Annotated in this window: 30 protein-coding genes; 14 read left to right on the top strand and 16 right to left on the bottom strand. The window is 57.3% G+C overall.

The window, feature by feature from the left end; all coding sequences use genetic code 11:
- Positions 1-24: 24 nt before the first annotated feature.
- The 4 genes from arfA to BUC04_RS09070 all read right to left on the bottom strand — a co-directional run bounded on the left by arfA (position 25) and on the right by BUC04_RS09070 (position 1,895).
- A complete protein-coding gene (gene arfA, locus BUC04_RS09085; protein WP_067655518.1) occupies positions 25-270 on the bottom strand; it encodes an alternative ribosome rescue factor ArfA in 246 nt (81 codons plus the stop codon).
- Positions 271-332: 62 nt separating this feature from the next.
- On the bottom strand, positions 333-602 hold the full coding sequence (locus tag BUC04_RS09080) for a hypothetical protein (RefSeq protein ID WP_067655521.1): 270 nt from the start codon (positions 600-602) through the stop codon (positions 333-335).
- A gap of 80 nt (positions 603-682) precedes the next feature.
- A complete protein-coding gene (locus BUC04_RS09075) occupies positions 683-1,033 on the bottom strand; it encodes a hypothetical protein (protein ID WP_143165632.1) in 351 nt (116 codons plus the stop codon).
- Between the two features lie 115 nt (positions 1,034-1,148).
- Positions 1,149-1,895, bottom strand: a complete 747-nt coding sequence (locus BUC04_RS09070; protein WP_067655526.1) for a hypothetical protein — start codon at positions 1,893-1,895, stop codon at positions 1,149-1,151.
- 313 nt (positions 1,896-2,208) lie between these two features.
- On the opposite strand from BUC04_RS09070, the gene BUC04_RS09065 reads away from it, so the two are divergent.
- The 5 genes from BUC04_RS09065 to BUC04_RS09045 all read left to right on the top strand — a co-directional run bounded on the left by BUC04_RS09065 (position 2,209) and on the right by BUC04_RS09045 (position 6,745).
- Positions 2,209-3,783 carry a hypothetical protein gene (locus BUC04_RS09065; RefSeq protein ID WP_067655528.1) on the top strand — a complete coding sequence of 525 codons (1,575 nt, stop codon included), beginning with the start codon at positions 2,209-2,211 and terminating at the stop codon, positions 3,781-3,783.
- Between the two features lie 18 nt (positions 3,784-3,801).
- On the top strand, positions 3,802-5,277 hold the full coding sequence (locus BUC04_RS09060) for a helix-turn-helix domain-containing protein (RefSeq protein ID WP_143165631.1): 1,476 nt from the start codon (positions 3,802-3,804) through the stop codon (positions 5,275-5,277).
- A 108-nt stretch (positions 5,278-5,385) separates the two neighbouring features.
- The gene (locus tag BUC04_RS09055) at positions 5,386-5,862 is read left to right on the top strand and encodes a hypothetical protein (RefSeq protein ID WP_067655534.1); all 477 of its coding nucleotides are present in this window, start codon (positions 5,386-5,388) and stop codon (positions 5,860-5,862) included.
- Positions 5,859-6,323: a hypothetical protein gene (locus BUC04_RS09050; RefSeq protein WP_067655537.1), complete on the top strand. Its 465-nt coding sequence runs from the start codon at positions 5,859-5,861 to the stop codon at positions 6,321-6,323. Before BUC04_RS09055 ends, BUC04_RS09050 begins: the two co-directional genes overlap by 4 nt.
- An 11-nt stretch (positions 6,324-6,334) precedes the next feature.
- Positions 6,335-6,745: a hypothetical protein gene (locus BUC04_RS09045; RefSeq protein WP_067655540.1), complete on the top strand. Its 411-nt coding sequence runs from the start codon at positions 6,335-6,337 to the stop codon at positions 6,743-6,745.
- Between the two features lie 3 nt (positions 6,746-6,748).
- On the opposite strand, the gene BUC04_RS09040 is transcribed toward BUC04_RS09045, so the two are convergent.
- A complete protein-coding gene (locus BUC04_RS09040; RefSeq protein ID WP_159437679.1) occupies positions 6,749-7,255 on the bottom strand; it encodes a YgjV family protein in 507 nt (168 codons plus the stop codon).
- A gap of 279 nt (positions 7,256-7,534) precedes the next feature.
- On the opposite strand from BUC04_RS09040, the gene BUC04_RS09035 reads away from it, so the two are divergent.
- Positions 7,535-8,515: a Tle-like phospholipase domain-containing protein gene (locus tag BUC04_RS09035; protein WP_159437678.1), complete on the top strand. Its 981-nt coding sequence runs from the start codon at positions 7,535-7,537 to the stop codon at positions 8,513-8,515.
- Between the two features lie 67 nt (positions 8,516-8,582).
- Here BUC04_RS09035 and BUC04_RS09030 read toward each other — a convergent pair whose 3' ends face one another.
- From BUC04_RS09030 to BUC04_RS09015, 3 genes are all read right to left on the bottom strand, one after another.
- Positions 8,583-10,616, bottom strand: coding sequence for a hypothetical protein (locus tag BUC04_RS09030; RefSeq protein WP_067655550.1), 2,034 nt, complete (start codon positions 10,614-10,616; stop codon positions 8,583-8,585).
- A gap of 466 nt (positions 10,617-11,082) precedes the next feature.
- Complete coding sequence (locus BUC04_RS09020; protein ID WP_067655556.1) at positions 11,083-11,955, bottom strand: hypothetical protein; 873 nt, start codon at positions 11,953-11,955, stop codon at positions 11,083-11,085.
- A gap of 157 nt (positions 11,956-12,112) precedes the next feature.
- A complete protein-coding gene (locus BUC04_RS09015; RefSeq protein ID WP_067655559.1) occupies positions 12,113-12,829 on the bottom strand; it encodes a class I SAM-dependent methyltransferase in 717 nt (238 codons plus the stop codon).
- A 261-nt stretch (positions 12,830-13,090) separates the two neighbouring features.
- On the opposite strand from BUC04_RS09015, the gene BUC04_RS09010 reads away from it, so the two are divergent.
- From BUC04_RS09010 to BUC04_RS23635, 4 genes are all read left to right on the top strand, one after another.
- A complete protein-coding gene (locus tag BUC04_RS09010; protein WP_067655562.1) occupies positions 13,091-13,618 on the top strand; it encodes a hypothetical protein in 528 nt (175 codons plus the stop codon).
- Between the two features lie 109 nt (positions 13,619-13,727).
- The gene (locus BUC04_RS09005) at positions 13,728-14,768 is read left to right on the top strand and encodes a hypothetical protein (RefSeq protein ID WP_067655565.1); all 1,041 of its coding nucleotides are present in this window, start codon (positions 13,728-13,730) and stop codon (positions 14,766-14,768) included.
- 115 nt (positions 14,769-14,883) lie between these two features.
- The gene (locus tag BUC04_RS09000; RefSeq protein ID WP_143165629.1) at positions 14,884-16,245 is read left to right on the top strand and encodes a hypothetical protein; all 1,362 of its coding nucleotides are present in this window, start codon (positions 14,884-14,886) and stop codon (positions 16,243-16,245) included.
- Positions 16,246-16,516: 271 nt separating this feature from the next.
- Entirely contained in the window at positions 16,517-17,131 is a 615-nt protein-coding gene (locus BUC04_RS23635; protein WP_143165628.1) for a hypothetical protein, read from the top strand.
- Between the two features lie 3 nt (positions 17,132-17,134).
- Here BUC04_RS23635 and BUC04_RS08990 read toward each other — a convergent pair whose 3' ends face one another.
- Together BUC04_RS08990 and BUC04_RS08985 are read right to left on the bottom strand one after the other, a co-directional pair.
- On the bottom strand, positions 17,135-17,800 hold the full coding sequence (locus BUC04_RS08990) for a helix-turn-helix domain-containing protein (protein ID WP_067655574.1): 666 nt from the start codon (positions 17,798-17,800) through the stop codon (positions 17,135-17,137).
- 352 nt (positions 17,801-18,152) lie between these two features.
- Positions 18,153-18,488 carry a hypothetical protein gene (locus tag BUC04_RS08985; RefSeq protein WP_067655577.1) on the bottom strand — a complete coding sequence of 112 codons (336 nt, stop codon included), beginning with the start codon at positions 18,486-18,488 and terminating at the stop codon, positions 18,153-18,155.
- A 140-nt stretch (positions 18,489-18,628) separates the two neighbouring features.
- Here BUC04_RS08985 and recA point away from each other — a divergent pair, with 140 nt between their 5' ends.
- A complete protein-coding gene (recA, locus tag BUC04_RS08980) occupies positions 18,629-19,660 on the top strand; it encodes a recombinase RecA (protein WP_067655580.1) in 1,032 nt (343 codons plus the stop codon).
- Positions 19,661-19,759: 99 nt separating this feature from the next.
- On the opposite strand, the gene BUC04_RS08975 is transcribed toward recA, so the two are convergent.
- Both BUC04_RS08975 and BUC04_RS23630 read right to left on the bottom strand, forming a co-directional pair.
- Complete coding sequence (locus BUC04_RS08975) at positions 19,760-20,575, bottom strand: hypothetical protein (protein ID WP_067655583.1); 816 nt, start codon at positions 20,573-20,575, stop codon at positions 19,760-19,762.
- A gap of 48 nt (positions 20,576-20,623) precedes the next feature.
- Positions 20,624-20,914 carry a hypothetical protein gene (locus tag BUC04_RS23630; RefSeq protein ID WP_143165627.1) on the bottom strand — a complete coding sequence of 97 codons (291 nt, stop codon included), beginning with the start codon at positions 20,912-20,914 and terminating at the stop codon, positions 20,624-20,626.
- Positions 20,915-21,266: 352 nt separating this feature from the next.
- Between BUC04_RS23630 and BUC04_RS08970 the strand changes: the two genes are divergently transcribed.
- The 3 genes from BUC04_RS08970 to BUC04_RS08960 all read left to right on the top strand — a co-directional run bounded on the left by BUC04_RS08970 (position 21,267) and on the right by BUC04_RS08960 (position 23,662).
- Positions 21,267-22,388 carry a phosphoadenosine phosphosulfate reductase domain-containing protein gene (locus BUC04_RS08970; RefSeq protein WP_067655586.1) on the top strand — a complete coding sequence of 374 codons (1,122 nt, stop codon included), beginning with the start codon at positions 21,267-21,269 and terminating at the stop codon, positions 22,386-22,388.
- A 48-nt stretch (positions 22,389-22,436) separates the two neighbouring features.
- On the top strand, positions 22,437-23,048 hold the full coding sequence (locus BUC04_RS08965) for a hypothetical protein (RefSeq protein ID WP_067655589.1): 612 nt from the start codon (positions 22,437-22,439) through the stop codon (positions 23,046-23,048).
- 74 nt (positions 23,049-23,122) lie between these two features.
- Entirely contained in the window at positions 23,123-23,662 is a 540-nt protein-coding gene (locus BUC04_RS08960) for a hypothetical protein (RefSeq protein ID WP_067655592.1), read from the top strand.
- 342 nt (positions 23,663-24,004) lie between these two features.
- Here BUC04_RS08960 and BUC04_RS23915 read toward each other — a convergent pair whose 3' ends face one another.
- The 4 genes from BUC04_RS23915 to BUC04_RS08950 all read right to left on the bottom strand — a co-directional run bounded on the left by BUC04_RS23915 (position 24,005) and on the right by BUC04_RS08950 (position 26,268).
- Positions 24,005-24,175, bottom strand: a complete 171-nt coding sequence (locus tag BUC04_RS23915) for a hypothetical protein (protein ID WP_156479962.1) — start codon at positions 24,173-24,175, stop codon at positions 24,005-24,007.
- Entirely contained in the window at positions 24,176-24,319 is a 144-nt protein-coding gene (locus BUC04_RS23910; RefSeq protein ID WP_156479964.1) for a hypothetical protein, read from the bottom strand.
- Positions 24,320-24,328: 9 nt separating this feature from the next.
- Complete coding sequence (locus BUC04_RS08955) at positions 24,329-24,661, bottom strand: hypothetical protein (protein WP_143165626.1); 333 nt, start codon at positions 24,659-24,661, stop codon at positions 24,329-24,331.
- A 425-nt stretch (positions 24,662-25,086) separates the two neighbouring features.
- Positions 25,087-26,268 (bottom strand): hypothetical protein, encoded by a 1,182-nt coding sequence (locus tag BUC04_RS08950; RefSeq protein ID WP_067655597.1) that lies wholly within the window; start codon positions 26,266-26,268, stop codon positions 25,087-25,089.
- Positions 26,269-26,292: the final 24 nt, after the last annotated feature.

Below are 26,292 nucleotides of genomic sequence, written 5' to 3'. Positions count from 1 at the left end.
TATTCGGGCACCCTTGCTTTAATTTTACCACCTGGCCCAAACACCCCTGCGGTATCGGCCCACCCACAACAAGCCGACAAGCTTCCAAACAAAGAGCCCTGTCAAAACTTCGCGTTTTTGACAGGGCTCTCTGAACTGGTTGCGGTGCTTCTGCTTGCGGTTGTAGGCCTTAACACTCTCTTCTCGCTTGGGCCTGAACACCTTTGACGTTACCAATGCGGCAAGCGCATCGTCCTTCACGGCTCCCCGGCCGTGGTCTACCTTCTTCATGGTTTACCTCTGTTGTTTAAAGCACCCTTACGGGCACAGTTCCGCGGCTCTTAGGCCGCCACTTACCCCCAAAGTCCCAGCGCGTACTCCACCAGGAATATCAGTACACAGATCACTGCACCGGTTTTTAGCCAGGCCCGGATGGTGTTATCGGGTCGCTTCTGCACCTGTAACACGGCCCGCAGATCATCCGGCGAGTTCACGCCCTTGGAGCCACGCATCATCCGAAATGCCCGCTCTACCGCGTCGTCGCTACTGCAGGCGCGCTGCACCGCGACCAGGTCATCGCCGCGATAAATCGCCCAAGCAGGCTCTGGATCTCTTCTGCTCATGATTTCGACCTCACTAAGACTGGGTCCGGCATTATGGCCCAGACCGCAGATCAGCGCCAGCGATAACCCACCCTCAAGGGCTAACCGGTAGAAGACACCTCGATCAACCGAGCCGCTAGTTTCTCCCAGGCCCAGGTCCTGATGGCGTTGGCCACCATGTCCTCGGACATCGCGTTAAGATCCATCGGATCCATCGCCAGATGTTTCTTGGCCGGTGTGTATTGTGCTTCGGCCAGAACACGAACATGCCCGGGATCATCAACTGCCCGCTCAAACTCTTGCTCCACCACCACGACAAACTGGTATACCTCACCCTGGTAAAAGCATAGCACCAGCACCCGGCCGACAAACTCATAGCCCTTGTCCTGGATCATGCTCATCCGGGTCACAACCTCAGCGTCCTTCAGGCTTTGATAATGCCTTGTCCTCATTAACCACTACCTCGACTTAAACCGGCACGCACATTGCCACCGTCAACGCCACAACGGTACCACCTAGACTACAAAAGGCCTACCCGAGGGCAGGCCTTCGAGCGTCCCTTGCCGTTTAGCGACCAGGGCGGAGATCAGCTTGCTTGGCCTGTCTCTGAGCGACAATGAGGGTCTCCAGAGATTCCGCCACACCCTCCTGATCCATGCCCTGATGACGCACGACGTCACCCAGCACAGGCAAATCCCTTGCATGCTCATTTTGGAGGCCCACGATTACCTCTCGTAGACTATCAGCAAGCTCCGGATGTTCAGCACCTAAATCGCGGCGCACTGACCCCAGATCCCTCTCCATTGCACCCAGGCAAGCACAGCTCTGCTTGTCCAATTGCTTGCCCTTTTGTGCCTGCTTGCCATGATGAGCAGCCATTGTTTCCAACTGGTCAAAAAGACTGCCCTGAATGCCAAGAACGGTTTCGTAGGCCTTGTCCAGAACTAACCTGGCATCAAAAACGCAGTCTGCCAGCGTTTCTCTAGCGCCTTCCAGTCGTTCGGCGCTGCCCCATTCATCACAACTCAATTCATCCTCAAAGTCCCTGCAGGCCTGATAAACCAAACCAATCGAACCCTGTTCTACGTTTGTGCGTTCAACCAGTAGACCTTTTTGCGCTTTCGGCAATGCGTTCCAGCATTGAACTTCTTTTGGCAGAACGCGCAAACTTGGATACACACTGATTGGCAAACTCTCATCGCCATCTTTCAAGGTTTGCTCGATCTGATCGAGCGCGTTGCGGATTCTCTTGAGGCCGCCCGCCAGGCCACGCAACAATTCAGCGCTCTGACGCGCACTTTCAAGGTCGATCATCACTGTACTTCCCGTGAGATTGTCTTCCCCTATTATACCGCTGCCCCCACTCTAGCTGACGAACACCAGCGTATGCCTGATAGGGTTCTACAACCCAACACAGTGCCTAGGGATAGAACTCTGTTTTGCCAGCTTTCTGCCGCACCACTACACACCGGAACGACATTACCCAGCATTCCACACCCTATTGGCAACGGCACCTCCGCCACCCTTGACGATATACTTTCATATATTGTAACTTTGAGCTTCACGGTGAGTTTTGCTCACCAGGGAATGCGGATGAACCGCAAGAGACACCAAGGATGGAACAAAGATGAAGAATATTTTTGCTGCGCTGTTTTTATCACTGCTACTCGCTGCCTGTGGCGGCGGTGGCGGTGACGAGCCGGCTCCGACCAACCCGACTACCCCTGAATCCGGCACTGGTACCGGTTCTGGTGGCGACCAAGGCACTGACAATGACGACAGTGACGGTGATCAGGGTACCGACAATGGCGACGGTACCGAAAGCGGCAGTGGGGACGGCGACTCTGCTCCACCCACTGGGACCTTCACCCTGACCCTGACCGAATCGAATATTCACGGCTATGCCGGCTTTGGCCGCGTTGACGTTGAGACCTCGCCCAACCAGCGGGCCATCACGGCGATGCTGCCCCACTCCGCTGCAGCCCAGGCCGCCAATGTCGCCAGTAACGAGAGTAGTCTGGCGGTGGGGATCACCGAGGACAACCAGGTTGAACCGATCGTGGCCAGCTTCACCGCCGTGGATGCCGATGGCAACCCGGCAGACCTCGCCGCCTGCAACCTGGTGGCTATGGATCCCTGGGTGATCCGGGACCTCAGCCAGGGCTGGCTACTGATCCGAGCAACCATCATCGAGCAGGTGCACAATTGCGATGTCGTTCACGCTCGCTTGGTCGATCTGCTTTCGCACGTCGATCACGGCACCTTTGAACTGGAAGAAGGACCCAACTTCGATCTTGAAATGCCGATCAACCTTCCTAACAGCAACCGCAACGACACCAACGGCGCCTTGATCTCTGGCTGGTATATGACCGAAGACAAGGACGGTCCGACCCACCATGACGCGCTTTGGCACGTCACCCTGCCCACCAGCGCCGAAGACGCTCCAACCGTTGCTCTGGTCAGCCCCAACCAGAGTAAGTTCAACGTGCTGCTCGATGGCCACCTATACACCTACGTGGATGAGTTGCTCAAGGTGATCGAGGTCGAGAGCGGCAACATCACCGGGTCCTTCCCACTGCGCAGCCACAATGCACTGGCCACCCTCAATGGCAAGACCATCGTGTCCACGCTGTTCCTCGACCCGGAACTGTTCGGCCCCGACATGGGGATCATCGAACTCAATCCCGACGGCACCTACGGCGAGAAGACCCTGTTGCCCCTGCACCAGCAGGATGATGTTAGCTGGACCTACATCGATATCCGCCAGGTCGTCGGTGTGTATGCTGACCGTTACGTGGTTGGCGAGAGTTGCGCTATCTGGGACACCCAGACCGGCGACTGGAGCGCCCCGACTGAGGCTAACAACCTCCCGTGGTTCCAAGAGGTGGGCATTGAAGGCGTCCGGATCACTGATAACGGCGTCTACTGCACCTCCGCGCTGCATGATACTGAATCCACTCTGTTCCTGACCAAGCAGTCCTACGACCCGCTTGAGCCTGTTACCGTCTACACCCGGCCCTGGGACAGCGAAGTAGGAAACTCAATCCAGCTCAATCCGCCCATGGTGAGTTTCGTCGCCAAGGACACCAATGTGTTCGACGAGGAAATCACCCTGCTTAACCTCGACACCGGCGAGTCGGAGACCCACACCTGGCTGTTCGATGGCGCCAAGGTCTACAACTTCGTTCCACTATCCCAGTAGCCCACACCGGCGGGGCCTATGCGCCCCGCCCTACCCTTCATAATTAATGTTAAACGGCTATTTAGCAATATTAATGGCTACACTTACACCCCCTCAGCAGTGCATCTCACTTCTGCGGGAGTTCCGATGGTCAAGCCAACACGCGCACAGCTCATCCTGCTCTACTGCAACAACGGCCTGTCCGCTAAAGCACTTGCAGACCAACTGAGGATCAGCCGCAACAAGGTCTACCGCCTATTGGCCGAGTACGGCATCCCCCGGCGCTCACCCCGTGATGCCAAACTGGTCGACGGGCCCAGTACCGCCAGCGTCATCAAAAGCTACGTGCAGCACTACCTCGGCCAGGGCCTGACGGTTGCTGAATGCGGCCAACTGATTGGCTTGTCAGCACCCGCGCTGCTTGCACGCTGGCAGCAGCTCGGCTTTGAAACCCGCAACCACGCAGAGGCGATGGCCAACAAACTCAAACAGCAAACCCCCAGGTTGCTGCAATTACAAGCCCAAATCCTCGACGAGGAGATTACCCTTAACGAGGCCGCCAACTCATTGGAGATCACTCCCGGCCAATTTCAGAACAAACTCAAAGCCATCGGCTCTCCCATGCCCAAGGCCAAGGGCGCGACCCTGACCCCAGAGGATGAGCAGCAGTTGGTGGCGCTGTACCAGCAACACAGTCTCGCCGAGGTCTCCCGCCGTCTTGAGATCAGCACCAAAAAAGCCAGAGAGGTCTTAACCCGGCATAACGTCAGCATCCGGCCTCACCAACAAGCATTAAGGCAAGCGATGGCCCAGACCTCTGGCAAACACCTCAGGGTGGAAAGTGGCAATCCGCAACGGCTCGGCAACGAACTTAATCCGGCTACCGCATGGGCTCTTGGCGTGATCTGGGGTGATGGCACCCTTTGCCGTTCTACCGGGGTTTGCCACGTCTACTCCAAAGACCGCGGCATGCTCGAGCAGATTGCCGATGCCTTTGAACTGGATCACCGTGCCATTTACGACCTGCAGCGCTGCCATTCTAACCGCGCCCAGAGTCACACGCTGACCATTGCCAACCCGGCCATTCTCCGTCACCTGGTGGATTACGGCCTCACCCCCAACAAAAGCGCCACTATCAGCACCCCGCCTATTGCAGCCGACCTCCGCCACCATTTCTATCGCGGCTACTTTGACGCTGACGGCGGCTTTAGCCTGCACGGGCCTAAACGGCGACTTCGTGCCTCGATCTCCAGCAAATCCGTTGTCATGATGATCGAGTTCTCGAAGTGGCTCCGCTCTATTGGGATCACACCCATTAGGCGCCAGGCCTCACTGCGGCGCATTACCGATCAACCCGAGGAATGCCTGTCCATCATGAAAACGAAGTCCGGCGTGTTTGCCCTGGCCATCCAAGCTGAATCCCACGTCACTCTGTTTGCCCAGGCCCTTTACCTGGGCAGCCACGTGAAAACCCGGCTGGAGAGAAAGTACCGGATGATCCAGCACCTTTTGTGATCGCCGCTCGGCCAAGGCACATGGGATACGGTCAAGCCCCTGCTGCCCCTATCCGTGACTGATCCGAGTCGCTACAATGCTTGAATCACATTGAGAACATTGCTGCCCATGGAATCCGCCACCCACTTTAGCCACCGGCTTGAACAGTTGCACCAACGCGCCATCAAGACCTGCAAACTCAGAAACCTGCTACAGAGCAAAGTTGCCGCGTGCGCCTTCACTGCCAGCTTAACGATCCTGGGCACTGCCATCGACTGGGCCTTCGGGTCCCACCTGACCACCATCCTACTGGTCTTTGGCATGTTTGCGTTCATGCTGGTACATGGAGGGTTTGAGGAACACCAGTGGAATCCGCTGTGCCGGGACTACAGCAACCTGATCAAAGATCTCAAGCGCGCCACCGACGAAGCAGAGCAGGCGGTCCTCCAGCACCCAACACCCGAGCGCATTGAGGTACATGGGGCCCTGGTCCGAGTCATGGTCGACCTGGCGGACTCCCATACCCAGATGGTGCACATCCCGGCGGTGTACTCGTTCTATGAGATGCGAAAGCTGGCCATAGCAGAACAGGAAGGCACACGATGACCGAGGACGTGGTGTTGCGACAATGCTTTGAAGCCCTTGAAGGCAAGGTGGAGCGGCTGGCCCCTGTTCGCAATCTGGTCACCCGCACCTGGTTCCAACTGTCCCCCGCGGTGATCCTGGTGCTGCTGCTGGCGCTGAACCAGACGCTTTTCCAGACCCCCCTGCCGGAACTGTCCCCGTTTGCACTGGCTGGCGGCGTTCTGCTGTGCGCCCTACCGGTGTTCGCCCGGGTCGCCCACGCCCGGTACCAATACTGGCCGCTGTACCGCGAACTGATGGATTTGTACGACCGGGCTGAAGCACTGCACATCCAGGCACTGGATAAGGCCGCAGACACCGACAGCCCCACTACTGCCGATCCGTTGCATGCCAGCCAACAGTTGCTAACCGACTGCAATGCCCTGCTAGACCGCTGGAGTGACCTCGGTACCGATTCCCCCAGCGCTGCCAACCCAGCTTAAGAGCCCCCACTATGAGCAATATGACACTGCAACAACTCAAAGATCAGGTCACCGACGAGGACCGCCAGTTGGTGCACGATGCGGGATTTGGTAATGCCCCAATGTGGCGACACGGCAATGACCTCTATGTTGGCCATCGCCTGCTGTTTCATTGGGCCCTGCTGAAGAACCCTGTGGTGATGGGGGGCCAGGAAGACCGCCACTGCTACTTTGACGTCGAGACCATTGAGCGAGGCCTTCAAGGCCTGCTGGACACCGGGGAACTCATGTTCTGGCACAAATGGCATACCAAGAACCTCACAGTGAACGGAAGCCACCTGTACCCACCCGGCGTGAAGCACGAGCCACAGTTTGCCATCGATACCGTGCCATGGGTGGTGAACATGGAGCTGGACACCTCCCTGCCGCTAGAACCCAAGTAAAACTCAGCCCTCAGCGTTCAATCCAACTGCAGGTGGCGCCAACGCCACCTGCGTCAGCGACACCATGGTTATCAGCCCAAACCCGAGGCCGACCCAGTTCCCGACGCCCACACAACAGATCAGCCAGAGCGGGTAGGAGCCAGCCGTAACCAACCTCATCGCCCGACCCTCTAGCGTGTGAGCCGCCAGCAAGAACACAGCGACCGAGGTAAAGCCCATCCATTCCGCCAGGATAGGATCTGATGCCACGAACAGCCCCAAGCTTATCGAGGTCACCGCAGCCATTGCCCACACGCCCTTCCACCGGGTACTTGCCAACCAGATCCCCAGCCCACTGAGCACCGAAGTCAATGCTGTCAGCGGCGTACCCATACACCAAAAGCCGACAGCGGCGATCGCCGATGACACCATCATCCCCTGTAGCAAGCGACGATCATTGCGAAAGCGGGACGCCACCACACGCACCAACTGACCGATCAGGATCAGCGTATTCCCCAGAACCAGCACCACACCACCCCAAACAGGCAATCCGGCCTGGCCCGGATCACCGAAACACAGCGACCTGGCGGCAGGCGCCCCGGGCCACCCCCGGTCTACTCAACCTGCTCTACAGCCACCGTAAAACTGCACACTATTGACCCACCTATCGCAATGAACATGGACGACGATGCGAGCCACCAACACTCCCCAGATTACCACGCCCCAACAGGCTCCCAGCGGATCGGTCCCCGCCCTTCATATCGGTTAGGGACAACGTAATCAATGGATTCACAATGGATGGGAGGCAGCATGACAGCACACAACCACGCGGATTGCCTGGGATGGATTACCTGCGTGCTTGGATGGCTTCTGCAGGCCCTGGGTACTCTGGTGCTAATCCTTGCCCTGCTGGCCATTGTCCTGGCGGTCTGGCGCTATTTCCGTTACACCCAGAAAGAAGACGACATCTTGGTCAGCCATGGGCCCCAGTATTCCCTGCTTAATGACATCCTCCTAGGCAAGCCAGATCCCTTTACCGCCCATTTCCCGGACATGGCCGCGCTGAGTGGACACGTTTACGGCAATGGCGAGGTACCCTTACCGCAAGGCTGGAGCATCCTCCATCAAGGCCCCCTGCCTGTAAACCAGCAGACCAAGAACCCGGTCTGTTTCCTCATAGCCAAGCATGAAGAAAAAAAACTGCTGGCCCTGGCGATCCGCGGCACAGACAGCCTCAGTGATTTCATTGATAACTTTCACTGGCTCAGCAAGTATGTGCCCCGAACCAAGAACCAGTACAAGCAAGTCCCCGATCTGCTGGCCATCTTTCAGCGCCATATCGACAGTCACCCCGGCTTCACCTACGTCACAACCGGCCACTCCCTAGGGGGAGGGCTAGCACAGAAGGCAATGTATTCCACCACTCACATAAAGCACGCCTACGCGTTTAATTCCTCACCCGTGACCGGCTGGGCGGACCTGAAGATCACCGATAGGAAGAACAACGACCATGTTAAGGACTCTGTGGTGTACCGGGTCCACGAGCACGGCGATGCCCTGGATTTGCTGCGCATCCTGATCCGGGTCTCTTACTTACTCGACCCAACGTCGAACAAGCACCCCGCGGTTAAATCATTCCGGGTGGACTTCATCAAGGGCAACCCGATTAAGCAGCATGGCATCAAACCGATGGCACAGGGACTCAGTCGGGCCGCCGCCAACATCGCCTCTCCTTCACCCAGGAGAAAGCGCTCATCCAATCCAGCGACTGGGTCCCCCAAAAAACCGTAGCGACTCTCCCGCAATAACGAAACAGGGTTGCCATTGGCAACCCTGCACATCATTTACGGCTTCCCCGCTAATCAGCCGTCTGCACCCTGGCCGACAGCTGTTTGAATTCAGGCAGACCAAACCACGCGGCTATTTCCCCTTTACTGGCACCGCCCTTTCGCAGGTCTGGTAACCAACGTCCCATTGCGTCCTCAGGCGACGGCGTAGCGACCTCCTCACCAGAAGCCCCGGCCACATAAGCCTCCACCAATGGGTTCCAGACCTGACAGTGCTGCCGGTGGTTGTCACGAAACAGTAAATCACCACTGGTAGAGACCACCGCAAACGACGGGATCGCATCCAACCCACCCTGGAGGTATTCCATGCGGTAATGCCTGGCGATGCCGATCAACGCCTCTTGGGTCAACATCGTCTTGTCCGGGCACCAGCGCTGGATCCGCTGCTGCAGATCACTGGCATCAAAACTATCCACAAACCACTCTGCCGGCGCCGGGAACATCGGCATCAACAGCAGGTTGTCATCAACGCCCATCCCCTCAAACAGCCTCTGGGCCCAGTCTTTTGGTGGCGCAAAAGGAAGCTCCTCATCCCACAAGGTCGCTGGCAGCTCCTCCCATCGCACCGGTGCTATCCAGATAGCCGCCGGCCGCATCACGTCAGGCGGCAACGGGTAAAGCGGAAGCCCATCATAGGTCCTCACCATGTTGAACCCCGGGTAGTCCGTGTGACCGGTCCGCACCCAGGGCAATGGCAACACCTGTTTGAGTTGCTCGGTAGTCACGGATTGATTCATCGGGTACACCTGGAACTCGAACAAGCGCTCACCCAGGCTACCCTCAACCACCGCCGTCAATCCCAGCAAGGCACCATCAAGCTCAAGCTCGCCATAGATCACCCGCTTGGCTTCAGCACCTTCCGGCAGGCTTTCCTCAAACAGCCATTCGTAAGGATCAAGCCCGCGGCGGAAGCTAATACTGTCATCCAAGCTGAATTCCGACATCTCTACCCAGCAACTATGATCCCAACGAACCCCCTTTCCATCCACATAAGGCCACGCCAGACAAAAATCCATCGCCATCTCGCTGGCAACATGCCTAGACAAACCAATCAGGTGCTCGATGGTGCCGCGGACCTTCAGCAGGTCCTCATAGTCGGTACCGGCGAAGAACTGCTGCATCATCGGCAGTTCCAACACGATTGCCCCGTCCTCTATAGACAGTGCCGGACACATCGGCCAAGCCGCCTGGCCATCGGCCGGACGTCCCAGTGCTGTGAATACTACGGAGTCGTACTCGCGTAACTTTGCGACAATGTCAGCCAGCTCTACTGTGCCGAACGGCGTTAGGTACCCGCCATCAGCGTCCCGCTGGCCGTCTTCCGAGCACACCTCGACCGATTCTACAACGAAATAATAGGTCGCCTCGGCGTCGGGCCCAGTACCTGGCATCGCCCAAACCCCCTCTATGGGCTCGAGTTGGTGTGGTGTTTCAAGCGGAAACAGCATGTCGGACCCAAGCCCCACGGTATCGCAGTGATCCCCCACCACCCAGTTGAGCTCATGACGCACAACTGCCGGCTCCCGGGTCTGTGCCACCTCGGCCATCAGACCCTCAAGCGATTGGTCCAGCCCTCCCAGCGAAGAGGCGTTGGTGCAAAATCGAGCACCGTCCAAATACCAGCTACCAAGCCCCAGGTCTTTAAGCTTCTGGCACAGGTGTCCTTTCAAGTCATCCGTCCCAAACCAACCCCCAAACATGGAGTCGTCGTACCCTACACCTACACATTGCAAGCGCAACCGTGCGTAATGCACTGGGTGGGTGACGATGTCGGCGACATCCTCATTGCAGGCAGCTTCGATGGCAAAGGCGATGGCCTCTTGCAGTTCTGTGGGACTGTTATCGGGGCTGTCCGGTGCACAAAGTGTGATACCAACCTGACCCTTAGCACGGGCCTTTAAGGCAGACCAGTTGCGCCCATCCAACGTCTGGGCAATGGCGTTGTTGAGCTTGCCCAGTCCCTGAGTGTGGCCCCGGGCTTTCAATTGGGCACGGATGTACTTGAACAGCGGGTCAAGCCGATCAGCAGGAAGCCATAGCTTCATAGGTGACACCTCCAATGCGTGGAGCGGCCGGTTTAACACCACGCACAGGTGGTGAAAAATGAGGGTATTGCGGGGTGTATCGAGTCTTCGTGGGTCAACGCTGTTCTGGCCGGCACCAAACCTAGCAAGGTTCTAAAAGGCTAACGCCCTTAGGTTCTTACCCTGTAATGATGGTGTCCGATAGCGACCCCAAATGCAAGGGCCCCAGTCATTGACATGACCGGGGCCCAGGGGGATTCAAGGCGGTGTTATTTACGCCTGGGAGCGAAGCTCAACGTGATGTCCTCAACAAAGGGCATCAGGTAGCCAACACCCTGGCGCCGTTCGCCCCGGGGCAACCGCCTGGCAGAGCGATGCAATGCGCCTTTGAGCTTCAAGGGTTGTTCACTGCCCATGGCCTGACTTCGGGCCATGGCCTGCGCAGCGGCCTGGCGGATTTTGCTGCACTCAAATAACGGGTCTTTGTTCACGGTTCCACTCCACTCTCTGGGCTATCCAGAGCAGCCGACAACCCATCCGCCAGGCGCTGGAATCGCTCGCCACCCAGGTACTTCTTCAACCACCAATCCTGCTTGTCGGCCTGGCCGCACTGCGCCTGCAACGCCCGCCGCAAACCGGTCACGCCGCCTTGTTCAGCAAAATGGGCGATCACATCATCCACCGGCGCCAAGCGTGCGAAGGTGATCGGCAGCAACATCGGTTCCCGCCGGGCGATCGCCCAAAGCACATCCCGGTCAAAGTCCAGGCCCGCTTCCTTAGCGCCGGACATCGCCGAAGAACGCACCATGCCCATGGACTCGCAAAAGCCGGAGAGATTGACGGCCCGGTTAACCAGCGCATCCTGGCGGATCTGATCAAGCGACACCAAGGTGAAATAGCCCACCCCTTTGTCGGTACCGGCCAGCAGTTGCACCTTGCGCTTGAGCGCTTTGGAGGGGATCCCCCGCTTGCGCAGGCGACGGCCCAATAACTCCTCGTTGGAGTACCCCAACTTACGCGCCGCATCCAGGGTCGAGCCAAAGCCCTGCTCAACAAAGAAGTCAGCGAGGGAGTCCAGCCCGCCGGCGATGGCGTCCTCAAAGTCGTCGCCCAATGGACGGGTGCGCTCGAACAGCACCATGCCACTCTCATCCACCAACTCCCGGCGCAAATCCATCCACTGAATGCCCCGCTCACGCAGGACCTGGCCCACCGCCTGCGGCGACACGCCAATGTCTTTGGCCAGGTGCACCAGCGTCGGCACCGTATTCTCACTGCAGTATTTCAAGAGGTTACTGCGACTTGCCAGCACCGGGTGCTCCCCCGCCTGCTGCAGATAATTTACCGCTAAATTGCTCACGTCCACTCCCTGAACAACCTTGCCGGCGAACAACCAACGTGCCAGCTTCAGGTTTTAACGGGACCGACTTTAGCAACTCAGTGCGGCTAAAGAAAGGGCTTCATCGAGACACCGTTTAGACCCGCGGTGGGCACTGGTGCCACCGGCGCCACGGAGATTAGATCACCACTCTGTAACCGCCGATATCATCTTTCAGGTAGGGGGATGTCGGGTAATCAATCCAACCGAGCAACGACTCAACGGGCTCCAACAGCGACAATGCGGCATAGCCGGCGGTTGCCCCACCGCCATCCTCGCCACAGTAAACCACAAAGGCCTTCTCACCTTTCAGCGCATGCCAGGCCCGGAATACCGCTTTTAGTGGCGAACGGCGAAAAGGCCAGATCACCATCAGTACATCATGACTGGGGCCATGCGCTTTCACCGCCTCTTCCATCCCCATCTGCTTTACGTCATAGATGGCGGGCATACTGTCCCACAATTGCGAGTCGGTGGCCGTCACCTCGATGCCACACTCCGCCAGACCCTTAGCCATAAACCCCCGACCGGCACCGATCTCCAACACACGCTTGCCCTGTAACCTAGCGGCCACTTGGGCACACAGCGGCTTAGTCACCGTGGAATAAGCACCCAGAGTGGCAGCGGATTGCTTAAGTTCGAATGCGTAGCCACTGTTGAGCGCATGATCGAACTCGATCTTCTGGAACTCCAACCGCAACGACAGCATCTCATCGGCCATCGCCGGATCGGCGATTTGATCGTAGCTATACCCCATCGACTTGGCGTAGTCAGGGAAGCTTGGCGGCTTTTGGAACTCAACGGGGGCCGCCTCAGGAATGTTACCTTCCAGCAAACTCGCAAGGTAAGGGTGCATAAAAAATTTCACTACAGCATAACGTTGCCGCTCACCGTAGGGCTTTCTGAGGTGCAGTGCAAGCCCATTCCTCACAAATGTCGTTCAATGACTACCTTGCCACAGCAATGCACTGCAAAACATTAAAACCCCATAATTAATACCTGCGATACCAACTCGGCACTCACTCCAATGCCCCACCTTGAAGCCCCAAGGCCTGTTCGTGTATCGTGTCACACGTTGAAAAATCCTGAGTCCTGATCCACGGATAATGACGTCGATATGAAAAAGCTCGCCCTGGCAGCCCTGCTGCTGTCCTCTTTTGCCATTACTGGCTGCACTACACTGTCACCCTGGTCCCACGCCGCCAAACCCAACGCGCAATCAGCTGAAGAGCTGCTGGCACTGCCGGAGCAGGCGTTTGATTACCTGCTGTACCCGGCCGGCCACCGCCGCTACTTCCGCCAACTGCTGTCGACGGCTCGGCTCACTGAACGCAGCCAGCCGGGGACTGACGACTACTACCGTCACGCCACCGACCTTGATCAGCAGATCAACTCCGAGCGCCACCTGATGATGCTCACCTGGCTCTCCGCCCATCAACGCTTTGCCAGTGCCTGCCAGCACGAGCCGTTTACCAAGATGGACAAAGAGGTAGCCCGCCGCTGCTCCACCCTGCTGCTGGTCATCGACACCTCCGAGTTACAGGCACACAATCGCCACGCCCAGCAGGTCCATGCCCAGGTGAACTTTGCGACCTTACAGGCTTACCAACCCTCCGGAAAGCTGCGACTGGGCACCATGCGCTGATCTCCATACTTCCCCCCGAGCCCCCTAGCACCCGACCCCTGACGCCTTGTTGCTAAGGGGTTGGGTTTTCGGTAGCTTTTCCAGATACACCACGATCAAGGAAGAGCGTGTGGCCAAACGACCCGGGCAGATTGCCAGCGACAAACTGCGCTACCAGGCGCTCACAACCGACATGGCGTTCTGCCGCTACCTGGAGGCCAACAACCTCCACAGCCTCTCAGGCGCCGCCCGGCACCTTGGCCTAACCACGGCCCACCTTCGCTCGGCACTGCTCAACCTGGGCATGGACTGGCATCAGATCCTTGAACACCTTGAAAAGCGCAACCCCACCACCACCGACCCGACCCAGACCCTTACCGCCTCTGCGCCAGCACAGCCTGTTCACCAGGCACTGGGCTCAGAAGTGGAACTTAAAGCCTTCTGCGTCGAGCATGGGATCCGCACCATTGAAGCACTCGCTGAACATCTCCAGGTGCCGGAACGCACCGTACGTCACGCTCTGCGTCTTCACCGCGTGCAATGGCAGCAGGTGAAGAAAGCGATTTCCGCTGCGCTTGGGCCAAGCTTTGGTCTTCCACTCGCCCTGGCCTACGCCCTACAACAGGGGGATCAGGGCCTCGCCGACTACATGGCGGGCCAAGACATCCACACCCGCGGCGGCCTGGCACAACACCTCCAGTTGAGCGTCTACGAGGTCGATCAGGTCCTTACTCACCACAGGATCACACTCAGCCTGGTGCTTGAGTTGATCCACGAACAGCAAGGGCACCTGCGACCGGCGCGCTACTTCGACACTCGTACAGAGTTGCAGATCATCACCGACATCTTGCGGATCCGTGCCACCTCCATCGCCGACTTTGCCATCGGGATGCAGTTCCAGCCCAGCGACACCAGCCGGGCATTGTACTGCCGCAATCTTGATTTTGACGCGTTGCTGCTGCGCGCCGCCAGGCTAGAGCCGAAACGGATGGTCCTTACCCTGGCTCGGCTTGGCACAGATGATGAGGTGCTGGCGCTGTTAAGCGATCACAGCATCGAACTGCTTACCCGTGAAGCCCAGGATCACTATGCCGCCAACTGGCGGACCAGCTTGGGCCGACTTATCGGCAAGCCACGCTTTGCCCTCATTCGTCAGCACCATCCCATCTGACCGTACCGCAGCACCCCCGTCGCCACGCCGTGCCCCACTCGACCGTCGCCGGTTCCACCAGCCCCACTCCCAGCGGCGGTAAAATGGAAGGAGACCCTTCTAAGAGGCCCGGGGAATGGAACGCAGGACATTTTGGGTAGACACCGACATGCTCAGCTGGCTCATGACGAAGATAAATCAACTGGCCAAGCGCGCACGTAAATTGGGGCTACAGCCACCGGTGCTCACCGTCTCCGACGAGGAGAGGCTGGAGGACGTGACCCAGTTCACCAAGATAGAACCTGGCGAGCCTTACCACGAGCAGGTCATTCAGATCCGCAAACGCCGGGCCACACTGGAAGGCGAATGGCCGCAACTCTCAGGCCAAGACAACCAACAATGGCTGGCCCTGGCCAAGATTGAGCACGAAAAGGACCCGGAAGGCCAACCCGTTAACCTGGTTAAGCCCTTTGGCACCCAAGGCGAAGAGCGGCTTGAGCAACTCGGACTGGATCTGCACCAGCAAAAGCCCAACTGCGAGCACTGCTCCACCCTGCGCAACCGCAAGACCACCTACCTTTTGCAGGACATCAACTCCGGCGAAGCCAAACAGATCGGTTCGACCTGCGTGGACGACTTCATCGCTCCGGGCTCACTGAACAAACTGGCGCTGATGGCGGACACTCAGGCCTTGTTCCTGGACTTGTCCAAGATGGACGATCCCGGCTACGAGCCCACCCAGCGGGCGGCTCGCTACGTCGACACCAAACTGCTGCTGGCCATTGCCTCACTGGAAACCGAGCGCAACGGCTTCCACAAATCTGCCTCTCGGACGCCCACCAAGCTGGCAGTCCTTAACGAAATCCAAAGTCCCAGCAAGCCGGTGGCTGAATTAATGCAAGCCCATCACCGGGGCGAGGCGCACCCGCATCTGAGCAACGCGGAAGCGGTGATTGCCCATTACCGCAGCTCCGACAGCACCAACAACTTCGTTGCCAATGCTCGCTCGCTAGCGAGCGTGGCGGCCATCGACCTCAATGACCGCAACCACAACTTCCAGGTCGGCCTGCTGGCGTCACTGCCCAGCTGCTACCAGCGGGACATGGAGAAGCAAAAGGAGCAAGCCTTAGACGCGGCCACCTTGCTCAACGAGCACTACGGCGAACTGAAACAGCGCGGGCGATTGGCGCTTAAACTTACCAAATCACGTCTTCACAACTTTCATGACGGGGACAAGCTCCGATTGACCTTCCGAGACAGCGGAGGCAGGACGTTCGAATGGCTCACCACCCCAAGCAGCGCACCAGATCTTGAGGTCGGCAAGCACTACCATCTGACCGGCACCCTTGCACATCACAAGGAGTACAAGGGCACCAAATTTACGGCGATCAACCGCTGCAAGGACTTTGAAGAGGTACCAGAGGACACCCCGAATCCAGAGTTCCTAATCAAGAAGGGCAAGAAGGCCAGACAAGCCCAGGCCGAGCTTGGGCGATAAACTCAGTTTTTTCATATAAGAATTGTTGAATTTTAAATTATCTCAACAATTCTTTTATTTTTAAGTTGCTGCATTTGCTCATCTTTAAATTATCAATTATTTACAATTTAACCCGTCATTTTTATATTAAAAGGCGATGCCCACATCAGCCACGGGGTCACCAATAAAGAACAACGGCAAGAGAAATTTATTTTTTCTTCACCGGACAGCCTTGCATTATATTTTTCCTCGCCTAGCCTCAGTACTCCATCAACATTTTGAGGCCTTCACTATGACCCTTACTCGTAATAACAACCAAAACTCCAGACACTGCCAAATCGGAACGCTGAATAGGCTCATCAGTGAAGAGCTGATGCGCGCATCAGAACACTCCATGGTTCCCACCAAAAAACACCAAAGACGAGAGGCACCCTTTGTGCGTGGGATCGTGTCTCGCTTAGCACAGGAGGGATACTACGTTGAGAGTGAAGTGCCAGTTAGAAGCCGCACTAATCAGACCAAAGGCAGAGTTGATCTTGCCCTCAACCGTCGTAAAACCTTTGTGGAGGTATCCCTGGGTGTCGGCGAGAAAACCCAGACCTTTAACCCATCTCAAAATACCCCTGAGTTTGCCAAACTCTGTAACCTCGACGGCACCAGAGTACTTTGCCTGGCCCATTGGCTCCGCGACCCCCGATATTTGTTACCGATTGAGTCACTGCGTGAACGGTATATCAAATGCCTCGCGGAACTACCCGCAACGGGCACAGGCCTTGTCACCGTGGTCTACGCGACTCCGTTCGGCTGGAGCCAGTTTAAGATCTCGCTGAATAAACGCCATGTCCTTCCTGCTATCAACCAGCATCCAAAGACCCTGTGCTTGCCTGCCCCGGCTCGCAAGCACTGATAGCTATTGCCCAGGCCGCACCGCAAAACCCATAGTGCGGTGTGGCCTAATGGTTGTCGTCCCGTAAGCAACTACCCGCACCCCTACTTGTCGAGCATCAAAGCTTTTCTTGAAGCTGTCGTTCCACAGATCGACCTTATCCAGCTGGCGGCGGTACCAACACAACATCGGCCTGTAACCCTCAACTGCTGCGTATACCAGCATCTTGCTACTGCAATTTTTCGGTTCGCCGGCGGTCATCAGCAACCAGTCACCACTGCGAGCCAGCTGACTATCCACATCATCCTCCAACACCAGATAAAACGACCCCGGTAGATGCTCCCCTACCGCCGGCGCCCTGTTCGTGCTTTCCGGAACACAATTGCCGTGGTCACACCCGAGCCAATCCAGAGCCTCACTGGCTGCCATGACAGGCAACTCGCTTTGCTGGCGATCCACTACAGTTACTTCACGATCCATCTCCCCCGTACCGAGATTAAAGGTCTTTTCTATCTCCCGAGCACGGCGAGGCCCCATAGGCTTCACCCCCCGGCAATAACAGCTAATATTCTGTGGTTTTATCCCGAGCGCTTCAGCAAGCTTTCTTTGTGAACCCGCAAATCGCTCATCACGGAGTTTAATCAAGTTATTGCGACGAAACGCGTAAACACCAACTAATTCCTCTTTCATAACCCAGCTAACCCCTTAAAAATTCACTGTGGCGCTAAGGAGTATCAGAAGGGGAAATCAGTGTAAACAACTAATCAAAATAATTGAAAAATTAACACGTTATGGGTGTTATAAATAAACCGAACTGGGTTAGCCTCTGGAGAAAGTAATACGGCCCCAAGTACGAGTACCCGGGGCCGCGGCGGCTAAGGCGTTTATAGCCGTCGGTGAGCGCGCAGCCGTTCGCGTCCTCACCCTGATTACAACTTATCCCTATGGAACATCACGATCAACCCAAGCCTAGCGGCACCTTAGCAATCCGGCTTTCCTAGCCGATGCTGTCCACCAAAGACCCTGCCGTGCACTGAATCCTCTAACCCTCAGAGGGGCCCTCCACATGCTCAACCTCCCAGAGCCCGCCAACCGGCCGAACCACCCAAACTCGATTGCCCGAGTCCCAGAACAACTTTTCGTCACCTGTGCCCAGGTTGTAGGTATCACGATAGAAGCCCAACAACGCCACCAGACCCCCATCACTGAGGTAGTAGGTCCCGTCACCCAGGGGAGATACCAACCCCCTCTCAAGTAATCGGTTTAGGGTGTCCACCTGACTATTCCCATCAAAGTCCGGTAGCCCATCAGCACGGCGATCGTACATCATCTGCATGATACGGATCTCGCACTTGTTGAGTGCCCTTGCCTGCTGCATAACCAACTACCCTCGGAGTTTTCCTGCCACCCACACTACTTAACCTGGCGACAATCAACAACCGAGCAATGATTAATTATTGACCTTGAAGGTATACGATAGTATATTAATTGCGTACCCACTGAAGATAAGGATTTCCCATGGAAAGCAATAACCGTCAAAAGGCCCTGGCGCATGCGCTGGGGGAGATTGAGAGAAATTTCGGGCGTGGCAGCATCATGCGTATGGGCGACGCCAAGACCCTGAACATCGACACCGTCGGCACCGGCAGCCTGGGGCTGGACGTGGCCCTTGGGGTCGGTGGCTTGCCCTACGGCCGCGTGGTCGAGATCTTCGGCCCGGAGTCCTCCGGCAAGACCACCCTGACTCTTCAAGTGGTCGCCGAAGCCCAAAAGCAGGGCAAGACCTGTGCTTTTGTCGACGCTGAGCATGCGCTGGATCCCATCTACGCCGCCAAGCTGGGCGTCGACGTTGACGACCTGCTCATTTCCCAACCCGACACCGGCGAACAGGCTCTGGAGATCACCGATACCCTGGTGCGCTCCGGTGCCGTCGATATCCTGGTCATCGACTCAGTAGCTGCGCTGACCCCCAAGGCCGAAATCGAAGGCGAGATGGGCGATGCTCACGTAGGCCTGCAGGCCCGGATGATGAGCCAGGCGCTTCGAAAACTCACCGCCGGTATCAAGAACTCCAACTGCATGGTGATCTTCACCAACCAGATCCGCCACAAAATTGGTGTGATGTTTGGCAGCCCGGAAACCACCACCGGCGGTAACGCGCTGAAGTTCTACGCCTCGGTACGCCTTGATATCCGTCGCATCGGCGCCATCAAAGATGGGGACAATGTGATTGGCAACGAGACCCGGGTGAAAGTGGTCAAGAACAAGGTCGCACCGCCGTTCAAGCAGGCCGAGTTCCAGATCCTGTATGGCGAAGGCACCAACTTCGAAGGCGAACTGGTCGACCTGGGGGTCAAACTCGATCTGGTCGACAAAGCCGGGGCCTGGTACAGCTACGCCGGCGAAAAAATTGGCCAGGGCAAAGGAAACGCCTGCCGCACCCTGCGTGAAAAGCCGGAGTTGGCCACTCAACTGGAAAGCCAGATCCGCGACGCGATGCTGCCCAAAGCCGGGGAGGACGACGAGCAAGCCGCTGTTCAGACCCACTGACGGCACTGGCAACGCCCTGACTCAACACCAGGGATGATAACGAAACCGGGCTACCTGATTCAGGTAGCCCGGTTTTCTTTTACTAGGGTCCCGCCCGGGTTAATTCCGGCTAAGGCCAGGCTCCGACTCTGGCGTGACTTCCTTAAGATATTTCTGACAACGCGCGATGCCCCACGTTATATCTTTGTCCAGTTCAACAAGAACCTCGCGCCTCTCTGCAACGCAGGCCCCCTCAGCCCCGTCCAAGCCCTGGTCAAGCTGGAGACCTGTACAGTCAATGAAGTAGGCGAGGTCTTCGAGACGGCTGCTGTACTGAGCATCGACCAACGGGGCATTTTTAATCGCACCCAGTAATCCGCAAGCCTCCGAGATGAATTTCTCCGCTTCCGCCCGCTCCATCAAAAATCCCTCAGGCGCGCTCTCGCCCAGCCTTTCTTTCACCCGGCCCTGCCATTTGCTGACATCCTTAAGAAACTGCACGGCGCTTTTGAATGTGGCTGGCGCCACCCCCGGGGTATCATGCAGGCCATGGTCGATTGCCTCCCCCAAGGCATCGGCCAACCTCACCACCTCACTATGACAATCATCGTAACCCAACCAGGCCATTGCCTTGTGAGCGTGGCAGTTGAGATCGTCCTCATAGTCTCTTTCCCGCAGCGCCATTTCGTCCCGGTGGCGCTGTTCATCGATGGATTCCGATACGCCACTGGCACTCTGGTGCATGCTGACCAGCGTCCCAAGGTTTTCGATCAACCGCTCCCGGGTAATGTTGACACCTGGGTGCGCATATACCGTCGACTCCAGTTGGCTAATGACCTCAACAACGGCCGTGTAGCGCCCACCAGGAGGTATGCCGGCCCCTCCCATCTGCCCCAGGGCCGGCTTGACGCGTTCGATAAGACTTTTCGCAGACATACGGGATTTTTTCCTATAGGCAAAACGCCGGTTGGCGATACCCTAATTTTACCACCGCCGTGCAGCCGCTCTCTCAACCCGCTCCGACCAACCTGGGGCGCGTCCGCCTTCTACCAGACGTGCACACAGCTGGTGCTGGCGGCGCACCCGGGCCAGGCAGTGCCGCAACTGCAACCCGCCAACCCCGTGCCGGCTGGCGGCGCGGCGCTCACTGAGCCCCTCACACATCACCGCCTTCACTGCTCGGGTCACCGGGGCGGTGGCCCCGCCGATGGCCCGCAGCATCACATCCACGTGCCTGGGACACCACCGCTCGCGAAACACCCCTAGCCTCTTCATTAATGTCGATAACCGCACCGGTACACCCCACAATCAACTCAACCAAAAGGCCTGATCAACCAGACCTCAATATCACCCACTACACAACACCAAGCCTATGCATTCAGCCAGGCTGAACCGTCAGCACAACCGCCCCACTCATAGCGCCAGAGGCCCGATTCTGCTGTTGCCCAGGCCAGTGTGCATCACGGTCTCGGTCACGCTGCAGCGCTTTGCAGTATACGCCAGCGTGCCGCCATCTCCCAGACCATTTTCTACCAAATGAACCGACCTCAAACTTGCATCGTTAAATATATTTATGTATATTACTAACTGTTGAGTGAGACATGATTTTTCACATGGAGTGACCCACATGGATAGCAACACCGCCCGCACCGACGCTATGGACGACCGCATCATTACCGGCCTTGGCAACCAGCTTGACCTGTTCCAAGGCGACATCATCGCCCAGGCACCGGCCACCCCCAACGTGTACTTCGAGGCCGAAGACATCGAGTTGGACTACGATCTCTTTATCGTCTGCATGAGCGGCAAAGACTCCTTCGCCTGCCTGTTCCGCCTGCTGGAGATGGGCGTGCCCACCAGCAAAATCGAGTGCTGGCACCACCTGGTGGATGGCCGCGAAACCCCCGGCTACTTTGCCGACTGGCCCCACATCGAAAGCTTCCTGGAGAAGGTCTGTGAGTCCATGGGGATCCCGCTGTACTACAGCTGGTTAATGCACGGGTTCAAGGGCGAGATGCTGAAAAAAGATTCCATCCCCCACCCGCACAAGATCCAGACCCCGACTGGCACCCTGACCCTGGACCGCAGCCGCTCCAAGCCGAACACCCGGATGATGTTCCCCCAGCAGTCCGCAGACATCCGCACCCGTTACTGCTCAGGTGCCCTGAAAATCGATCCGGCTCGACGCGCCTTCACCTCGCAAGACCGCTTCATCGGTCAGCGCGTTCTGTTCATCACCGGTGAGCGCCGCCAGGAATCCCCTGGCCGCTCCAAGTACAACCAGCTGGAGCCGCACTTCAATGATACTGCCCGGGGCAAAAACCCGCGCACCCCGCGCTTCATTGACCACTGGCGCCCGGTGCTGCACTTCTCTGAGCAGCAAGTCTGGGACATCCTGGCCAAGCACAAGCTGATTGCCCCGCTGCCCTACCGCCTGGGCTTTGGCCGCAGCTCGTGCATGGCCTGCATCTTCAACCACGACCGCATCTGGGCCACCATCGGCCATTACTGGCCAGAGCGGATGCAGGCCATCGCTGAGTACGAAAAGCAGTTTGGTGTCTCCATCCACCGCAACGGCAAGACCGTGGTAGAGCGTGCCGCTGGTGTTAAGCCCATCGACAATCTGCCGCCGGAACTGGTTGCCCAGGCCGTGGCCACTGACTACACCCTGCCGCTGTTCCTGGACCAAGGCCAGGACTGGGAACTGCCCCTGGGGGCCTTCAGCGAGCTGAGCTCAGGCGCTGTGTAAACCTATGGTCGGCGCCGCCAAGGCGCCGACTTCCTCAAGGAGAGGACCATGACCGCAAAAAAGAAAGCTTCCAGCAGCCCGGTACCCAAGTGCCTGAAGGTGGGCCAGGTGTTCTACTCTGCCAACATCTTCACCACCGACGGCAAGACAGAGTTGGAGATTGAAGAGTGGCACATCCGCACCCTGCGGGTGCCCAATACGCGTGCCAATGGCTGGGCTAAGAACCACTTACCCAGCAGCTACGCCAACCAACGGGCCCGGAAAGCGTACCTGGTGCTCAAGCACGACCTGACCTACGACAGCAAAGCCGCCAAACGTGGCCTTAAGCCCTGGAAATCGAGCATTCCCGATCTTTGCCGCAAGGAATTTTCCGAGAATGCTGATCACCTTCCCCACGGCCTCTTCACCACCCCGCTGCAGGCCCTTCTTTATCTCAAAAAAGAGCACAAAGACTTGCTGCCTGACTTGCAAGGTGATGTGGAGTATTGGAAGGCCGAAACCCAAGCGATGAAAGAGGAACAGGGCAGTGTTTGCCCAACGCTTACAGAGGAGCTTGAACAGGCCCAGGAAAACGTTGAAGCCCACCCCAAGGAACTGGTGATCATCGCCACCCGGATCACCAAACTTCGGAACCAGCAGAAAAAGCACACTCGCCCCTGAATTCCCCAGATACGCCATGGCATCTGCCAGCGCTATGGCGTACCCTTGCCGAAAACTGTTCAGAGACAAGCACCATGTTCGTACCACAGACCATTATCAATTGCGGCGTCGAAGTGCCAGGAGCGGACAGAGTCAACATCGTTCCGTTCTGGGTCATCACAAACGAACAAGGCCGCTTCGCGCTCAACTGGACCAGCGGCACAAAACAAGAAATCCAGACCAGAAAGAATCAGTTCGCCCAGGTGAAGATCACTCAGCTCCAATCACTCATCGCACCCTGGCTAACCGATCATCATGTTCAGATTGTCGAGTTACCCAACAACAGCGCAAAAGCAGTTAAGCGATTACGCCAGTTGTGCCGCACCACACCAGCTGGCAGCCGGGTGATTGTGCTTTTGCCCACCCCCAAGCATGACGGTCAGTTCTACCAAGCCATCGGCATTGACTCTCGTAACCCACCTAAATCCGCACTGACGCACATGGCCGCGCAAGAACTGATCTGCGTACCCCCATACATTGTTGGGCCTGCTCCTGCTGACCTTTCTGATGCCAAGGTCGTAACCACGCAGGATCCCAGCGACTTACAAGCGTTCCCCCGCTACCCCCACCACTGACTTACCGGTAAACGCGTACTGCGGAACCTGCATGCTCTTAAGTGCCCAAGACAGCTGTTGGCCCACCCGGCACAATGAACTTGAGCACGGCATCTGGCCACCCCAGCAAGCACATTCAGAGTGGGTTCCGCCGCCAGCAATACGGCAGCCCTTCGCTCCGAGTTTGAACCTGGTCATGCTACGATGGTGTTAGGTCGATTGGGACCACGGGTCTGCGAAGAGTAGGCCGCAGCATACCGCCCTTGGGCGGTATTGTTGTATCTGCCACAACCACCCCACCGTTACCAAAAAAGGACGCCGTAAGGCGCCCTATCTGCAAATCACTTTCTGGAAGAAGCTACATCAGGGCTTATCACCGGCCGCCGCCTCCAGCCCCGCCTGAGCTGCCTCCCCGAAGTCAAACAGCACGGTGACCTTGGTATCCCACAGCGAGCTGAACGCGTCCGTGAGGCTTTCTCTCAGCTCTGCTAGCGAGTCACTGCGCTCAGCCTGCTCCAGGCCCTCCAGCGGCACCTACGACCCGTGCGCTTCGGCATCCAAGGTCGCGGTCTGGGAGGCAATGCCAACTCCGGCGTCACCCTTGCCATGGATGAACGCCTGCTTCACCTGCTCAGGGATAAACAACCGTGCCCCCATTAGCTTTTCGATTTCCAGCATGCCCCCTCCTTAGCGACACTCGATTTGACGACGACAATGGTGCTGGAGTGCCTGCTTTTGGGCCTCTAACGCTCGGATCTGCTTAGTAAATGCCTTCCCCTCAGCGCCCTTACCCTGCAACTTGCCATGCTCTCGCTGCAGCCACAAATCATCAATGGCCCAGGACAGCTCTCGAATGGCCGGCCCCACCAGGTCCAGGACGTGCTTCTTTACGGCCAGGCGAGCCTCTGACTCAGTGGCGTAATGCTGGTAACCCTCCATGCTATCTCGCGGGCTCAGCTCGACGCCCTCCCCGATAGCCGCCGGCTTGTAGTCCACTTGAGACACGTGTGCCTCAGCCAAGCTGGTTTCGTCTCTGGCCGTGACCGCAAAGAAACGAGATCCCCAATACGCACCCATAAAACCTCCAATGTTCTGTCCCTAGTGCTGGCGGTCCCGCCAGCAGCTCTAACCACCCTTCCAGGGCACCATGTCCGTTAGTATACTCAAGTATATTATGGGCGCTTCGCTATGCCCTACTGGCCACCCCCTGCATGCCGCCCTATACAGCATTAAATGCCGAATTCTGGGTTAGCTGGACGCTCCCGCTGCAACAATGGCTGATGAGAAACATTCCCGTAGGGCCCGCCTGCTTGGGGATTGTGCCCATCTGCAGACCACTCATTCCGACGCCAAAGCGCCCATGAGGGAGCATTGTTCACTCCCCCTTAAGCCAGGCCCCAGATATAACAAAGCCGCCCTCAGGCGGCCTGTGTAGTTTTGCCAGGTCAGCGCGACGGACCCACTTCCCGCTTAGGCTTAATCCCGGCGAAATGAATGCTTACCCTATCAAGGTCCGGGTATGGCAACTTCCTGCCATCGCCAAAATAGCAATCGTGAAAGCTAAACCGATACTGCTCGCAAAAGCCGTTTTTAATATTATGTTTGTATACAGTCACCGACTGGGCACGGACATTAAAGCGGCCCCCGTCTTCAAACTCCGCGGTGACCAGCGCCTCAATATTACTGGAAACCCTCAAAGGCGGCGACGATAGCCCGCCCTCTTTCAAATCCCCGCGCGCCACCAAGATCCCGCCAATTTTTTTGCTCAACTTACCCACAAATTCGTCTTTAAGATACTGGTAGGCAGTCTCGGCCCTCTCTTTTATAACCCTATCCCGCTCCGCCTTAGGCTTAATCACGAACACCTCACATCCCCGCTCTGGGTCATACTCAGTATCCGCCACCGTTACCAGGTCGGAGCCACCAAACTGGTGGTAAGGCAAAGCCTTGTCACGCTTCCGCGGAGCATAAGACTGCCAGACATAGTCAGCGTCCTTGATGGCCGCAATCATCGCCTCTTGATGACGCTCAGTCCGCCGGGCCATCTCCTGGATGATCCCTTCTCTGGACTGCTCCACCAACTCCTCAGCAAACTTCACGGCATATTTCACGTCTTTGTGGCCGACCCGTCGGGCCTCTTCTTTCTCAGCCGCCTGGCGCTTTACCACCGCATCACGCTTCTGACCTTGGGTCACCACAAGACCGTCATAACCCTTTACCTCAACATCCAGGGCTATCAACTCCTCGGCACACTGACGGGCCTCTATAACCAAGGTCCTGGTGAGTTCGGTTTCGGTGCCGAGGTCAAGCTTTGCACTGTCGCGGAGAAACTTTTTTAACTGCGCCTTTCCGGAAGGCAGGGCAGAGTTTAAGCTGGTTTCTACTGCGGTTCTATTTTCCCAACCATTGTTCCGGAACTGTTCCAGCAATTGCTCCTTGAACTGGCTAAAGACACCTTCAACTACGTTACCCACATCCTTATTGAGCTCGACATACCTCGACTTCAGTAATTCACCTTCAGCAGCATATTTTGGCAGACCTTCGTCCAACCGCGCCAAAGCACGACGACCCTCGTTTCGCCAGCCCCCTCGAACATCTCGCGCCAACACTTCCCGGTACTTCGCCATCCCACGCTCACAATTAACACTTCT

This window comes from Ferrimonas marina, from assembly GCF_900129905.1.
Lineage (GTDB): Bacteria > Pseudomonadota > Gammaproteobacteria > Enterobacterales > Shewanellaceae > Ferrimonas > Ferrimonas marina.
The sequence above is the reverse complement of the archived record's forward strand: the minus strand, read 5'-3'. Positions and strand labels throughout refer to the sequence as shown.